At 61.5% G+C, this 13866-nt stretch carries 13 protein-coding genes; 7 read left to right on the top strand and 6 right to left on the bottom strand.

Translation table 11 applies throughout. The features are described from left to right. The first annotated feature begins 322 nt into the window (after positions 1 to 322). Entirely contained in the window at positions 323 to 1015 is a 693-nt protein-coding gene (locus HNQ61_RS17435; protein WP_170035355.1) for an RNA polymerase sigma factor, read from the top strand. Between the two features lie 300 nt (positions 1016 to 1315). Here HNQ61_RS17435 and HNQ61_RS17430 read toward each other — a convergent pair whose 3' ends face one another. Both HNQ61_RS17430 and HNQ61_RS29270 read right to left on the bottom strand, forming a co-directional pair. After that, complete coding sequence (locus HNQ61_RS17430; RefSeq protein WP_170035354.1) at positions 1316 to 1567, bottom strand: hypothetical protein; 252 nt, start codon at positions 1565 to 1567, stop codon at positions 1316 to 1318. Positions 1568 to 1611: 44 nt separating this feature from the next. Then, the gene (locus tag HNQ61_RS29270; RefSeq protein WP_276510128.1) at positions 1612 to 1740 is read right to left on the bottom strand and encodes a hypothetical protein; all 129 of its coding nucleotides are present in this window, start codon (positions 1738 to 1740) and stop codon (positions 1612 to 1614) included. A 336-nt stretch (positions 1741 to 2076) separates the two neighbouring features. Between HNQ61_RS29270 and HNQ61_RS29265 the strand changes: the two genes are divergently transcribed. Next, positions 2077 to 2205 carry a hypothetical protein gene (locus HNQ61_RS29265; RefSeq protein ID WP_276510127.1) on the top strand — a complete coding sequence of 43 codons (129 nt, stop codon included), beginning with the start codon at positions 2077 to 2079 and terminating at the stop codon, positions 2203 to 2205. A 208-nt stretch (positions 2206 to 2413) separates the two neighbouring features. On the opposite strand, the gene HNQ61_RS28810 is transcribed toward HNQ61_RS29265, so the two are convergent. Together HNQ61_RS28810 and HNQ61_RS17420 are read right to left on the bottom strand one after the other, a co-directional pair. Continuing rightward, entirely contained in the window at positions 2414 to 3028 is a 615-nt protein-coding gene (locus HNQ61_RS28810) for an ImmA/IrrE family metallo-endopeptidase (protein ID WP_170035353.1), read from the bottom strand. Position 3029: 1 nt separating this feature from the next. Further along, positions 3030 to 3425 carry a hypothetical protein gene (locus HNQ61_RS17420; protein WP_170035352.1) on the bottom strand — a complete coding sequence of 132 codons (396 nt, stop codon included), beginning with the start codon at positions 3423 to 3425 and terminating at the stop codon, positions 3030 to 3032. A gap of 359 nt (positions 3426 to 3784) precedes the next feature. Between HNQ61_RS17420 and HNQ61_RS17415 the strand changes: the two genes are divergently transcribed. Beyond that, the gene (locus tag HNQ61_RS17415) at positions 3785 to 4771 is read left to right on the top strand and encodes a PD-(D/E)XK nuclease family protein (protein WP_170035351.1); all 987 of its coding nucleotides are present in this window, start codon (positions 3785 to 3787) and stop codon (positions 4769 to 4771) included. 230 nt (positions 4772 to 5001) lie between these two features. Here the strand turns inward: HNQ61_RS17415 and HNQ61_RS17410 are convergent, their stop codons facing one another. Both HNQ61_RS17410 and HNQ61_RS17405 read right to left on the bottom strand, forming a co-directional pair. After that, on the bottom strand, positions 5002 to 5334 hold the full coding sequence (locus HNQ61_RS17410) for a hypothetical protein (protein ID WP_170035350.1): 333 nt from the start codon (positions 5332 to 5334) through the stop codon (positions 5002 to 5004). A 68-nt stretch (positions 5335 to 5402) separates the two neighbouring features. Beyond that, positions 5403 to 7964, bottom strand: a complete 2562-nt coding sequence (locus tag HNQ61_RS17405; RefSeq protein ID WP_170035349.1) for a ComEC/Rec2 family competence protein — start codon at positions 7962 to 7964, stop codon at positions 5403 to 5405. A gap of 1079 nt (positions 7965 to 9043) precedes the next feature. On the opposite strand from HNQ61_RS17405, the gene HNQ61_RS17400 reads away from it, so the two are divergent. The 4 genes from HNQ61_RS17400 (at position 9044) to HNQ61_RS17385 (ending at position 13424) form a co-directional block, all read left to right on the top strand. Beyond that, a complete protein-coding gene (locus HNQ61_RS17400) occupies positions 9044 to 10333 on the top strand; it encodes a hypothetical protein (protein WP_170035348.1) in 1290 nt (429 codons plus the stop codon). Further along, positions 10299 to 10670, top strand: a complete 372-nt coding sequence (locus tag HNQ61_RS28325) for a hypothetical protein (protein ID WP_221305272.1) — start codon at positions 10299 to 10301, stop codon at positions 10668 to 10670. The genes HNQ61_RS17400 and HNQ61_RS28325 overlap by 35 nt, the downstream gene beginning before the upstream one ends. A 71-nt stretch (positions 10671 to 10741) precedes the next feature. Further along, positions 10742 to 12241, top strand: a complete 1500-nt coding sequence (locus HNQ61_RS17390; RefSeq protein ID WP_170035346.1) for a tetratricopeptide repeat protein — start codon at positions 10742 to 10744, stop codon at positions 12239 to 12241. 64 nt (positions 12242 to 12305) lie between these two features. Beyond that, positions 12306 to 13424 carry a S8 family peptidase gene (locus HNQ61_RS17385; protein ID WP_240978482.1) on the top strand — a complete coding sequence of 373 codons (1119 nt, stop codon included), beginning with the start codon at positions 12306 to 12308 and terminating at the stop codon, positions 13422 to 13424. Positions 13425 to 13866 lie beyond the last annotated feature (442 nt).

Raw genomic sequence — 13866 nt, 5'->3', positions numbered from 1 at the left:
AGCGAGGCTGGTAAGACAGACGGAGATGTGACACCCCGTGCGGGAGGCGGCCCCTCCACATGTATAGATTCAAGGGGTGGACGCGCTTCCGGGCGAGGGCTGCCCCACGGCTAGGAGTTCGAACGCACGCCGCGCCGGCAACTCCTCGAGTTGCCGGCGCGCTTGACACTTCGGGGTGTCATGATAACGTCTACAGAGTGAACGACCCGGAAGTCTGCGCTTCTCGGTCCTGCCATGTGTCTGCCCCGGGAATCCGCGATGGTTCCCAAGATGTGGGTCGGAGCTCCCGTACCCGCGTTTTACCTACGCTGGAAGCATCTGCATGCCCGTGACCGCGGTGTTCGATCTTGCGGCGGTAGCGACGCGCGCCGCCGGCGGCGACGATGAAGCTCTCGAGATGCTGCTGCGGGAGTTGCATCCCCTGCTCTGCCGCTACTTCGGCCGGCGTTGTCGCGACGAGCCGGACATGTCGGACGTCGTGGACGACCTCGCGCAGCAGACACTGGTGCAGCTCGCGAGGGGAATGCCGCAATGCAGGGCCCGCGACGAGGCCGCGGTGCTGGCTTGGGCGCTCTCAATCGCGAGGAATTGCGCGGCGGACCACTTGCGGGCGGTCAGGGAAGAGCGTAGCCTGCGCTGCTTTTTCAGTGACCTGGAGATTGCGGCGGGCTGGTCGTCCGTTCAGGAGTGGAGGTCGGCCGACGCGGAGTCATCCGCGGGCCGGGCCGCGCTTGGACGGCTTCTTGAGCAGGTGCAGGATTCTCTACCCGAGCGGACGCAGGACCTGCTCTGGATGCGTCTGGTGGAGCACGCGCCGTGGGGTGAGGTTGCGGACCATTTCGGCACCGAGTACCGCGCCGCGCAACGCCGCTACCAGCGCGCCCAGAAGGCGCTCCGGTCCGGCGTGCTCAGCTTGGTGGCTGAATTGCCGGACGGTGAGCGGGATCTCGTCCTGGCGCAGCTCGACGACTTCGGGGTACGCGTCGGTGCCGCATGGAGGGATGAGGCCACATGAGCGCGGGCGCGGGGAGCGGCTACCCGGGCTCCGCGCGCTGCAGATCCGGAATCGATGCGCTTCTCAATCACGAGCCTTCTTCAGCACCTACGCCGGTTTCGGGAGCCTCCTGCTGCTGGACCGGAGAGCACTCCCATCCAGCGCCGCGAGGTGGACCAGGCGGCTGAGGACAGACGGAACGTAACGGAGCAGGAGCGCGTCGCGGCCGCGCAAGCGGCCCGCGAGGTGATGGAGCAAATCCGGCGGGAGCGGCCGGGGGGGGATGAAACCAAGCCCCTGTGAGTTTATCGTGCAGAAACGTCAGGCCGTGCCGTGTGGCGGGGCCTGACGTTTTGCTTCTATCGCGAGTCGGGCAACTGCCGCCGCACGTGCAGAAACCGGCTCGTCCGTGCGGCCGGCGTTGGCGTGGATGATTTCAGCATCCGTCGGGCTAGTCTCAGTCGCAAGCTGACCGGCACTGATGAGGCGCTCGAGCGAGAGCGAGTCGCCCATCAACTGCGCGAAGAAGCTCTTCTCCAGTGCTTCCGTGCCGGGGATATCGGATTCAGTCATTGCCATACCATAGAATTTAGCTCGCTCGGCTTGGGTAGCACCCGTCAGCTAGGCCCTATTCTACCTCTGGCTAGTGCTTCCAGGTAGTTCTCCAGTTCCTGCACGTCCTCGCCGCGTGCGGCCGCACGCTCCAGCATCAGTCGTTTTGCCTCGACTTGCAGCTTCACGATCATGCGTCGAAACCGCTTTCTGGCGGCGTCTCGCGGAATGCCCAGATCGACTCCGATCTCGGCCCAGGATAGTCCGTGATCGAGGCGCAGCGACAAAAGGCGCCTCGTCGGGCCCGCCAACCGGTCACGTGTGGTCGTAGCCGTGAAAATCATTTCGTCCCGCACGCTGCGCGGGAGCGGGACCCGGAGGCTGCTTGCCTTGTCGTTCGAGAGAGATATCAGGCCTGGCTCTCGGGACAATCGGAGTTCTCGGAGAGCGGCGTTCCGCGCAATCGAGCAAAACCAGCCATACACTTCCCGGTCATTCGTCGCATGGCACTGCCATATCACCATCGCCCCATGCGATTGAGCATCCCACGCGACGTCTTGTGCGTGCGGGTTGTCTCGGCCGAGAATCTTTTGGACGTGCCGCAGGACAAGGGCATCCACAGCGTCGAGGAGTTGACCCAAGGCCGCTTCGTCGTCTGACTGCGCCCGGTGAAGTAGCTCGATCGGTGAGGCTGGGTCGCCAGAAGTCATCTTGCACTCCTCCACATGAGGAGCGCTGGTCCGACCGACCGGCGGCGGTGATCGTGGACGCCCATGGTGAACCTCTCTTGTTGTAGAGTTATACATCTGTAAATTTCTACACCAAGGTAGGCTTCGGGCTTTCTTCAGTCAACCCCTGTGCGCTTGGCTACCGGAAGGAAACCCAGTGCCCCTCTTCGGTCGCACGGCGCATGACTACATCCAAGGAGACACGGGCCTGTGTTGCGATCCATCTGGCCAGTCGCTCGCAATCGTGGAGTTCGCACAAATCAAGGGCGTGGCCAGCGGGGCGCAACACGCTGATTCCTTCGCGTACCTGTTCAGCGAGAGGTTCCGCGGGGAGCAAGATGTTGCCCGCGAAACAGTTCGCTTGCCACTCGTAGCGCCTGAGATCGGCTTCCAGCAGTGAACGCTGAAACGCCAGGTATTCGCTTTCTGTGCGATAGGCGGCAGAACTGAGGAAGTCTGGGTGGAGTATCCGGTGCCCGAGTTCGTGCGCCAACGTGAATCGGTATCGATTGGTGTTTGCGCTCCATGCCGCTTTATCAGCCGCAATACGGCTGGGTTCGAGGTACCCATCGGCCCCGCCGCTGGCCTTCAAGTTCGGGATGAACTCGATTTCGATATCAAGGTGATATTCGACCAGCAATTCGATATCAACCGGGAGCTGGATCTTACCGAAATGCGTCAGAAGGAGGTGGTTCGCGGACGCGCGAATGTCCCCGTAGCTCAGAAAACGGGCGGCGGGACGGGGATGACTCACGTCAGCTGTTTCGGATTAACTGCATGAGGAGCCGAACCTCTTCTTCTGTCACCGGCCCGCCTCTCAAGCTCCGGAAGAGAACCGGAAGCCGGTTCACGATGGCTTCCTCCGTGGCGAGGTCGGGGGGGATCTCGCCACGGCTGGCATAAGCCCGGTCAACAAAGTCCTGCCACTCGGGCGTTTCCGGTTTCAGGCCAACGGCTACGGCGAGTACGCTGATCTTCTCAGTTGTGCGTGGAGGAGGAAGAAGTCCACGCTCCATTTTGCTGAGATTTCCGTGGTCCAGATTGTGGATGCTGCAGAATTCACGCATCGTCATCGGACCCAGGTTCCGGCGGAGTGCCTTGAAGTATTCTCCGAAGGGCTGGTCTCTCCCGGGAATCGGTTCTGTGCTCATTGTGCTGTCTGGGTTCGAGTCGGTCCGCCCCTTGATCGCTTCACCATCGGTTCAGGAGAGCCCGTGGGGACGTCCCGCTCTGACATGTGAATCATACTCGCGAGTTCGCGGGTGGAACAGGGAAACTTCGGAATCATCCATCTTGTTCTGACTTTCCCCACCCCGGCCCGGGCGCGGCCCGGGCCAGCGTCGTCTTTTGTTCCGCCGCACCCTTGGTCTTCGCTATCGAACCCACCACCCGCATCGCCCACTCGTCTCCCGTTCACGCGACAGCGCGCGGAGGGGTGTCAGACCACCGTCTCCATATCTGAATGCCGCGCGGATCGGCCGCCGGCTCGGTCAACAAAGTGGAGTCGCAGATGGAAACGGCCGTGCAGCGCTCAACGCAACTCTCTTGGTCGCATTCGCGCGGGCGGCTCCTGGAGGAGTGCCCGCGTGCGTATTACTGGCGCTACTACGGCTCGCAGGATGGGTGGCGCCGCGGTCCAGGTACGCCGCCCGACGCGGAACTCGCCTGGCGGCTGAAGCACCTTACGACCCTACACTCGGTCCTTGGACAGGCGATTCACGAGTCCGCGAGGGAGATCGCCACCGCGATCCAAGAGAGGCGGGCGGCGCCGGACGAGGGCCGGCTGACGGACCAGGTGAGAATCGCGTTGCACGCGGCCTGCGCGGTCCGCCGCGCCGACTTTCTCCGCGACCCGAAACGGTATCCGCTGCTGCAATCGGTCTACTACACTGGGACCTTCGACCCCCGCGAGGTCGCCGCCGTCCGTTCGAAGCTGAAGCCATGTGTACGGAATCTTCTGGCTTCCCCTGTTTGGGAGGCAGCGCGCATGCTTCCGCCGGAGGGGCTGATCGTGGTGGACTCGCTTTCCACCGCGGAACTGGACGGCACCCCGGTGTACGCCGCGCCGGACCTCGTCATGGCGGGGCCGGGCGGGGAATGCACGTTCGTCGACTGGAAGTCTGGGAAACGCGGGGACCCGGACGTTCACGCGCAGATCGCCACCTATGCGTGGTTCGCCCAGCGACGGCTTGGGCTCGTCTTCGGGGAAGGGAGGTGGAGTGGGAGGGCTGTGTACCTGGCAGAGAGCGACGAAGAGGGGTTTACGATCACGCGCCTGGATCTCATGCGCGCCGAACACCGCATCCGGGAGAGCGTTGAGGGCATGCGCCAGTGCCTATCCGACCCACAGGCGAACCTGCCGAAGAGCCGTAGCTCATTTCCGCTCGCCCTCCCAGCATTTCGGCATCGTTGCCGCGGGTGCAGGTACTTTCAACTTTGCAAGGCTGAACTTACCCGTCCGGGATATGGGGACAGCGGATTGCCAGGTGATGCGTAGCTGACGGTGAGCCAGTCACTGATCTTGGGATGGGGGAACAGCAGCGCGGCCGCCGGCGAGAGCGCGACGCGCTTCCGCTGGCGGCCGCGTGCAGCGACCGTTTCTCTTGCCGCCGATTCACGACGGAGACAGTCCAGCCGCTGGACCAAGCCCCACAGGCTGTGGGCGAGCCGTCGCAGAGCCACTGACCAGGTGGCAGCCGGACACGAGTCGGTTGTCAGATGGGGGGCTCAGCCCTGCAGGCCGATAATGCCCCTTGTCCGAGACACAATCACTGATCGGGGACCCGGATCATCTGCGGGATCCGCGGGAGATCTTTTCGCCTTGATGTTCTTGACCACGATGTCGTCCTCGTCATCGGCATGGTCATTCGAGTCAGCCGAAAGCGCGAACAGCTCTTCCCCGTAATCGTCACCCAGGTACTTCTTGCGCAGTTCAGCGATCGAGGCGCCGGCCCGCACACGGAGGGAGGCGCCCTTGTTACGCGTTGTTGTTGGCTCTTCCACTATTTCCACATCGGGCATCTCGTCTTCAACGATCTGCTTTATGCTCTTCTCCGGCATAGTTGCGCCTCCGCGCCAATTGTGCGTGCCCTCGTCCCGGCATATCCGCGGCGAGTTCGTCGTGCTGCTCACCACCCCAACCCAAGGCAGGTGAACTGCCGCAGGATCTTCGCCTCAACCGCCTTGCTGAACCGGTCCGTCCTGCCGTGCGGGAAGCCAGCAAGGTATTGTGCCTTAGCCTTGAAAAGAGCTTCGGCTGGTGCCGCTCCCGCGTTGATCGCTCTCCAGAACGCGTCATGCAGGGGCCTACCAAAATAACCATAAGGTGGGTGCGGCGGGGAGTAGTGCGATCCCGTGCAGCCCACGAACGCCAGTGCTCCCGCCCGGAGATACGCGATCGCCATCGATGCCTCAGGCCCCCGTGGCCGGAGCAGCGTATCCGGGCGAGCCTTGGACGCCGGCGGCGACATGGACAGCGCGCCCCAGCAGCATCCTGTCAGTACGACAGTGCCCGGAGCGTGAGCCGGTACGTTCTCGACCGCGACCGCTTCGAACGCAGCGCCACCAGGAGTCTCACCCCAGAACCGCGTCGCATCCCGCGCGGAACCGTGCAGCATATAGTACACCGCTCCCACAGCAGCATCGGGCGGGACGTGTTCAGGACCGAAGTGCTCCGACACTTCCAACTGCCCTCCCTGGCCTGGAAGACCCGGGAAGACGTCGACTGCGAACGGGCGGTTCAGGTTGCGGATGCCGAAGCGCTGCCCCGGAGCGAATCGGGGCGCCTGCAGCGCCGCGAAGACTACGTCCGCGCGTCTTCCATCCGGAATCCTGCTGACGGGGAGTTCGGCCAGGAAGTCACCGTCGCTGTCCCCATACACGTCGTCGCTCCAGACGATGAAGCGATCGGCGTCCCACTCAATCCGTCCGGCGGCCTCGAGAGCCCGGCGGTCGGCGGCATCGAGGACGTCCAGCTGATCTGCCGGAACCACGTCGTATCCGCCAAGTACGACAACGCCCGCGTAGTTGTTCCGGACCAGATGGGGGCGGACGTGCGTGGCTGCCTCTTCGGCCGTGGTGATCCCGTCAGGGAGTTCCAAAACTGTGGTCGACGGCGTCTTCTCCAGCATGGCAAACACACGCGCGGCTTCAACCTGCCCGATGTTGGCCTCCAACCGTGACCGGCACGTTACGAACAGCAAGGCCGGCAACTCCCGGCCCCCGCCTACTAGATCCGCCCCGGGTACCTCGCGATCCTCAGCGGGAGGAACCATGGCTGGATACGCAGGACCAGCAGCCGGTGCTTGACCAGGCTCCACCTCGATTGTGAGCGTCACCTTCGTGGAGCGATGCGGCAGGCGCGCAAAGATTTCCACGGAGTCGCTGCTGTCCGTGCGGGCGAAGGTGACGGACGGTGCTGGCGGGGGAGCCGCCGGCCGGGCAACTGCCGGTGGGACTGCGACCCGCGGCATCGAAGACGGAGATGGCTGTGGCTCCGCCAACTCGGATTCATCTTGAACCTCGTTCACGCTGAAGTCGTTCAGCTTACCTCTGATCACCGACATGCGGACAGGACCATTCTTCTCGATGGTGATGGTACCGTTCCGATCGGTGCGCGCAAACTTGAGTTGATCTTTCCGCGATTCCAGAAGGTTCAGCACCCCCTCCTCAGGGTGGTGCGGGTCGTTGCTTCCACCGGTATGCGCGAACAGGCGCGTGTCTGCCCACTCATCAAGAACGCTCTCGTCGAGCCCGTTGTAGCTGGCGTGATGGGGCAGTTTGATGAAGTCGTAAGGACCGCCTTCGATTACACGCTCGCGAAGGGCTTGCATTTCGTTACCAAGGCCGGGCACCTCGGGCTCGGCGAACTGCATGTCGCCCGCGAGCAGCGCGCTCCAACCACCTGCGTCGACCTTGAGCGTGATGCTCTGGTCGTTCTTCGCTGCGCCTGGCCCCGGCATGTCCGCGCCCTCGAACGCGTCGGCCATTCCGCGCATGAGGCGACGATAAACGCTCACAGCTGACACGGGATCGTCAGCATCGGCAGGGTAGTGCTCGCTGACCATCGTGCCGATGTCATCCGTCGCTCTGGCGATTGTTTCCGCACAGATGATCAGGTGGTCACGGGTAGGGCCCAGGATCCCCAAACCGAAGTCGGCGAACTCCTGCTCGACCTCCCTGACCTTGGCTTGGCCCGCGTACCGCACGACACGGGTCCCTTGCTCCTCCAACTGCCGGAGCATCTCCCTGTACCTCTCCTCCAGCGTCACATCCTGAAAGAAGATTTCCTCGAGTTCGGAGTCACTGAGGCTGGTGTAATCCTCCTCCTGAAGAGCGGCAACCAGGGTGCGCTGCATGGGCGAGAGCTCCAGCGTGTCCACCGGGCCAACGCCGTCGCTGTCGCGCCCCCAGCCGAAGTTCTCATCGGCCACGAGCGCCACGTCTGCCTGCAGAATCCCTCCCGTGATCATCGCGGGCAGCGCGCCGATGTGGTCGTTGTGGCAGTGCGTGACCACGAGGAGGTTTACCCGGAACGGTGCGTCGCCACCAAGCAGCTGCTTGAGCTGCGAACGAAGGAGCGCGACGTCGCCGGGATGTGCGCCATCGATCAGAATTGACCGCTCCCCCTCACGCACCAGCACACAATCCCCGTACTTGGTTCTACCCACGTCGAGCACGTCAATGCGCATGATCTCCCTTGAGATGAAGCAAAGATGATGAGGTGGAATCGCTTGGGCGGCGTTGGCAAGCTGATCACTATCCCGTGTAAGAACCGGAGGAAGCGAACCGATCCCGACAAAACATCATGTAGCGGGATTGCATTGTTTCCCGCAAGAGGGTTGATGATTCGATCGCTGCCTGGCGCTCCAGCTTCCTGAAGCACCAAGGGTGAAAGCTTCGGAGGATCGGCACCATCCCGGTCGGCCGAGCAGTCCCGCAGGAGCGCGTAGCGGAGCGGTGATCGAGGCGGGGGACGTTCGTCGCTCCGCGCTCTCGCCGCATGCCCCGCGAACCAAGCCGCGATGTTGGGACGAAAAGTACGGAGGGTCCGTAGCCCTGCTCCGCGCCCAGACCCCGGGCATCCCGACCGTTCGGCACCATTCGTGAAGACGAGTCCCAACCCCATTGCTGAGCCGCGACCTTAGACGAAAGACGACGTTAAATGAGTGGCGCGCAACGGGCCGATGCGTTATGCTTATCAGGCAAGTGTAGCACGCCTCAGGTTGCTGATAGTACTGCGACGAGATGCAGGATCAGTGGCAGTGCGCGACGGGAGGCTGAGACGCCCATGCCAGAGACGATCAGCGCCAGCAGCTTAGGCGGACCAGGCAGTGCAAGCGACACGACGCTCACGTTGACAACGAAATGATTGCACGAGCGAGGGGACCAGACTATCTTCGCCCACTGAGGGCCGAAATGGGGCGCAGGGGAACTGGCCTTTGCCGCCGCGCGGCCTTCATTAATTTCCGAAAACAAACGATTTCTTCGGACCAGCCCCCGTGGTTGGTTCCGGCGTCCATTGCTGATCTCTTGATGCGTAAGCACCTCGATGCCCTCTCCGCGGTCGTCCGACCGTCGGCGCACGTTGGGCGCTGTGTTCCGTACAAAGTCTCCATTTCAGACGATTCCTCGACTCGCGTGTGGATCGCGAGTGCCCGCGGGGCGGCCACGCGTATAGGATGCGCGCGGCCGCATCGTGTTCCGCGCATCCGTGTGACACGTAGAGGGCTCCATGAGTGCTAAGCCCCGCGCCGGAGCGCCACAGGTCGTGAGCGTGCCGCAGGGGCAGGCGAAGCCGGACGCGTCGAACCCGACTACCAGCTTTTTCGGTAAATATCTCGAGCGGGTGGGGGCACGGATTCCAAAGCGCAGGAGGCCGGCAACGGTGAAGTTGGTCTTCCCTTCCACCTGCTCGATCTTCGATGACCCCGAGTCAACCTTGGAGGTTTTGACGAAGATCGCGCAAGCCGTTGCCGGGGGTGCGAGAAAGCTGTGGTTCGATCAGGAGGGATCAGTCAACGTCGATCTCTGCGCTGAAGCGTTGACCGCGGCTTTGGCAAAGGAGGCTCGGCTGGAGAAGATCGAAGTCAACGGGGAGTACCCTAAGGAGCCGGATGCTCGAAGTTGCGTTGCGGGATTCGGCACGCCGGCTGTCCTGAAGGAATTTGGGTACGAGCCGACCTGGGACATTCCACTGCTTCCGCTGGAACGCTATAACTCGGTCAGTAGACCCGATACGAAGTTGCTGCTTGCGGAAGAGCGTGCATCAAGAGTTGAGCGGATTCCTGTTCTTATCGAGGAGCAGTTCGGCGATCGCGTCATGACACTGCAGTTTGGCGACCGGCTGATCCAGTTTCTACTCGCCGCGATCGACAATGCGGTCGAGCATGGAAGCGGTGATTGGTGGATTGCTAGTTCATTCCGGAAGCTCGCCGATCCTGACTGGGGCAAGTGCCAGATCGTAATTTTCGATTTTGGAGAAACGATTCATCAGACCATGCTGCGCCTACCCCACAACTCGGCGCTCCGGAAGAATGCTGAGATGTACGTAGCATCGCAGCGTGGAGCCTTTGGTTCGAGCTGGTCCGAAGAGGGCGTGTGGACGTTGTTGGCGCTGCAGAACCAAGTAACGAGCCGCCCGGGTTCCGGGCCAACGAAGAAAGGAAGCGGGTTCCTTTCGATGCTGAAATTTCTGAACACCGCAATAGAGACGTCTCCAGCCGATCATGCGCCGCGGATGTGCTTACTTTCTGGGAACACACATGTGCTCCTGGATGGCCGGCACCTCTCCAGCGAGGGAATACCCGAGGAAAAGCGTGCGACCGTCGCGCTCAACAACGCAAACGATCTCAGGTATCCCCCCAATCCAGCCGCGGCCCGTACGCTCAGCCGTTTCTTTCCCGGTACGCTGGTAGCGGTCCAGTTTCACGTTTCGTTGACCAACCACTTCAACCCTGTCCAGGTGAGCCATGAGCGACCCTCAGAAGACCGTCGTACTGGATTTGGCCAAGCACACGCAGCTGTTGGCGCGGATCTTCTCGGGCGACGAATGGGGTGAGCGCACACGTCGCGACGCGAGACTGGACCGGTACGACGAGGATCCTCATACGAGGGTATTCATTGTTCTCCCGACGGACACCCTGTGTCTCAGTTCGTCGTTCATACGGGGCATGCTGGGTCCATCCGTGCGCGCTCTCGGCAATGAATGCTACGCCAAGTTTCACGTCGTTGCAGGAGCAGAGAAGAGCGAGTACTTCAATCAGGTGATCCGCACGGAACTTGAAGAACTGCTTGCCGGGCCGAGCGAGTTTCGGCGCGCCGTTAAACGACGTGCGGAATCAGGTAAGCACGACCGATCGACCGACGCGGATCACAACAATTCATCCTGGTACTGATTCATTCAGGAAGCGAATCCATGGTTTATGATACGGCAGTTCCTCGCGAGGTACGGTTCCTCCTCGGAAGCATGGCGCAGATTACCCGGCCGGAGGTCGATCCCGGCGTGTTCATCACCGACGAGGCCGATCAATTTGGCGAGGTTCTCGTGCGTTTGCTGCAACTCGGGCTCGCCATGAAATCGCGTAAGCGGGGGGCGCGTCTGCACGACATCCAGCAAATCATCAACGGCGTCGGCCGACTCGATCCCGCGATTCGCGCGTCTGATGTATTCATCGTCGGTGTGGATCTCTCCTTGGCCGGGTTAAAGGGTCGAAATCTCGCCCACCTCGCCGAGGGATTCAGGCATCTTTCGGAATTCCTGGTGGATGGACAAAAGGCTGAGGCGGACAGGTCTTACGGAGAGGCGGCCCTGTCTTACGGATACGCCGCGGCCTTTCTTGATGAGAGCACCGCGCGCTACTCGTGGTGGGTCGGCCGCCTCAAGCGGCGGCTTGGGCGCAGGGACGCTTGGACATGGTACATTCGTGCCGCGGACTCGGGGGAACAGAAAGGTGAGTGGGAATATGTCGTACGCTCCTGGCTGGGGCTGGCCTGGATCGCGCACGAACGAACCCACTACCGAGCTGGGCTGGCATACGCATCTCAGGCTTTGAGGGTTGCGCGGGATCATCGGCAGAAGCCGCTTGTGCCGGAAGCGCTCCACTATCTCGCTGTTCTGTGGTTCAAGCGGAATCAGCCAGACAAGGGCTTCGTTCACGCGCGCGATGCGGTCAGGGAGTACGGTGATGACCGCGCGAAAATCGCCATGCTCGCCAACGATGTCGCCCAGTTCGTCTATAGTGACACTGGGCAGTTCGCGCGTGCGCTCCCATTATTGAGAGTAGCGGTTCGTGAAGTGGCACATCCGGATGACAGACTCCACGTCATGGCCAGCTATGCACGTGCCGCAGGCGGTGCTGGTGAAGTCGATGAACTCAGATGGGTAATCAAACAAATCTATCCCTTGGCGGATCTCGCCCCAGAGAAACTCGGCGTCGTCGGAGCTTTCAAGGATGTGGCTCGAGGGGCCATCAGCGCGGGGCTGTGGCACGAGGCCAAGAGCGCCGTCGAGATGGCTTACGAGGCTGCTTCTCAGCGCGCGCCTAAGGACGCAAGGGAAATCGTTCCGATCGAAGATGAACTCGATGCGCTGCAAAAGAGTGTTGTTCGGAAACACTCGAAAGCTCGCACGGACAGTTTCGCGGCCTCAGTAGAGGATGAGTTGATCGAGCAGGTTATTCAGACCCTTGCGGCTGGAAAGATGGATGCCCTCGTGCAAGAGCTTCTCGGCGACAATCGACAGCGCGGCGCCAAGACTTCTCTGGCGATCGACTGCGACCTCGGTGACGTGGAAGTGGTGAAGGAACTGGTACGCTCCGCGGGAGGGACCCTCGGTGTGACTATGCGTACTCTCAATGGGATTAGCGTTTACGCGAACAATGTCCCCGTGTCCGCACTCGCAGTGATCGTTGGGAACCCATTTACTCAATACGTGACTGTGCCTGAAGAGTTCAGACCCATCGACTGAATGTTTTCAACAGGACTGAAGTGATGCCACTCGCCAGACGAACGTCAGAGCCGGCACACTGAAAATGGAAAGCGTTCGAACGTTTCTCCAACTCCCGAATGATGCTCCCACCGGAAAGGGGATCCGTGTGGGCGTAATCGATACTGGGATTGACTACGAGCACCCCGATTTGAGAGCGGCAGTCGACCGTAAGCGTAGCACATACTGCATGGTGACTGCTGACGAGCTGGCCTTTGGGAGTGGCGACTATATGGATCGGCATGGCCATGGTACTCAGGTGGCGGGCGCGATCGCCGGATCCGGGGCTGCATCAGATGGCCAGTATCGGGGAATCGCACCGGACGCGAGCCTCGTAGCTCTGAAGATCGCAGAATCCGAACGTGGCGGGTTCCCGGGTTATGTCCGATCGGCGCTTTATGCGGCACGTGAGCAAGGCGTGCAGATCATCAATCTTTCATTTATGGGCACTGGCCCAACGAACGGGAACGTGGAGATTGCGCCCCCGTGGGTATGGCCCCGGGACGATCGCCTTGCACAGGAGCTGAAGCAGATCGCGGCTGAGAACAGGGTTCTGTGTATCATGGCGGCTGGCAACAGCGGGAAGCACGGGGAGGGTACAATGGGACGGTACACAGGCGCTGAGGAGGTTCTAGCAGTCGGCGCCTGTGATTGCGACGGCGCCCATTGCGATTTCTCCAGCATGGGACCGTACTACGTGGATCCTGCGGGGAAGGGGCCAACAACCCTCCGTCCGCAGGATAGACTGAGGGCAAATCTCGGGTGCATGAAGCCAGATTTCGTGGTTCCTGGAGCCTCGATGGTAGTTCCGTTTGCCTCAGGCGGCAACCGCAGAAAGAATGCTAAGAAGAATGCCGCCTTTTTGAACACTCCATACTGGCCGACTCAGGGAACAAGTCTCGCCGCGGCTATTGCGACTGGTCTGGCGGCTTGCGCCCTTGAAAAGCTGCTGGCGGGTCCTCGCATGCCAAGCGACAACATTGGGCTATTGCTCCGCGAGCTTCTCCGTGCTGCTGCCGGTGAAGAAGCCATGCGAGACACTCAACGTTATGGAGCAGGCATTCTGCGCTGGCCGGCAATTGATCGGCAGATCACGCGATTCCATACAGACTACCTGTTCCCCAGCAAGTTGCTGAGGGCAGACGATACCTCATTGATGGTGTGATTTCCGCTGGTGATCAATGTGATTTTCCGTTGCGCTATTCCCTTGGCGTATCGAATCCAAAGCGCCTCAGTTGTGCTGCTGAGAAAACGCAGCACTGCTCGGGCTCCCCCGGTGGATGGAAGAACCCTCTCCATCTCACTCCGGCAGTTCTTGCCGGTCATCCCCTCCCCTGGTTCTAGCAGTTCCTTACTCTATCCTGGAGCATCAATGATGCGTGTCCCGACAAGTACCTTTCTGCGTTCCTCCCGATTTGCGGTACTCATTTTCATCACATGCGGGTCAATTGCAGCCTGTAACGGCGAGACGCCAACTGAGCTGAATCCTGAACTGCGCCCCCAGATGAACGGTGTGGGTTTGACGAGCGGCAATCGCTCGGGCGGTGACACCAACACACCTCCCCCAGACGGCACGGATCCCACTGTCCCCCCCAGCCAAACTCCAC

It is taken from the genome of Longimicrobium terrae, from assembly GCF_014202995.1.
GTDB lineage: Bacteria > Gemmatimonadota > Gemmatimonadetes > Longimicrobiales > Longimicrobiaceae > Longimicrobium > Longimicrobium terrae.
The sequence above is the reverse complement of the archived record's forward strand: the minus strand, read 5'-3'. Positions and strand labels throughout refer to the sequence as shown.

Coding starts and splice junctions, on each gene's coding strand:
- HNQ61_RS17435 (WP_170035355.1), top strand. CDS start 323: ATGCCCGTGACCGCGGTGTTCGATCTTGCGGCGGTAGCGACGCGCGCC.
- HNQ61_RS17430 (WP_170035354.1), bottom strand. CDS start 1,567: ATGACTGAATCCGATATCCCCGGCACGGAAGCACTGGAGAAGAGCTTC.
- HNQ61_RS17410 (WP_170035350.1), bottom strand. CDS start 5,334: ATGCCGGAGAAGAGCATAAAGCAGATCGTTGAAGACGAGATGCCCGAT.
- HNQ61_RS17385 (WP_240978482.1), top strand. CDS start 12,306: ATGGAAAGCGTTCGAACGTTTCTCCAACTCCCGAATGATGCTCCCACC.
- HNQ61_RS17420 (WP_170035352.1), bottom strand. CDS start 3,425: ATGAGCACAGAACCGATTCCCGGGAGAGACCAGCCCTTCGGAGAATAC.
- HNQ61_RS17405 (WP_170035349.1), bottom strand. CDS start 7,964: ATGCGCATTGACGTGCTCGACGTGGGTAGAACCAAGTACGGGGATTGT.
- HNQ61_RS29265 (WP_276510127.1), top strand. CDS start 2,077: ATGCGATTGAGCATCCCACGCGACGTCTTGTGCGTGCGGGTTGTCTCG.
- HNQ61_RS17415 (WP_170035351.1), top strand. CDS start 3,785: ATGGAAACGGCCGTGCAGCGCTCAACGCAACTCTCTTGGTCGCATTCG.
- HNQ61_RS29270 (WP_276510128.1), bottom strand. CDS start 1,740: ATGATCGTGAAGCTGCAAGTCGAGGCAAAACGACTGATGCTGGAGCGT.
- HNQ61_RS17390 (WP_170035346.1), top strand. CDS start 10,742: ATGGCGCAGATTACCCGGCCGGAGGTCGATCCCGGCGTGTTCATCACC.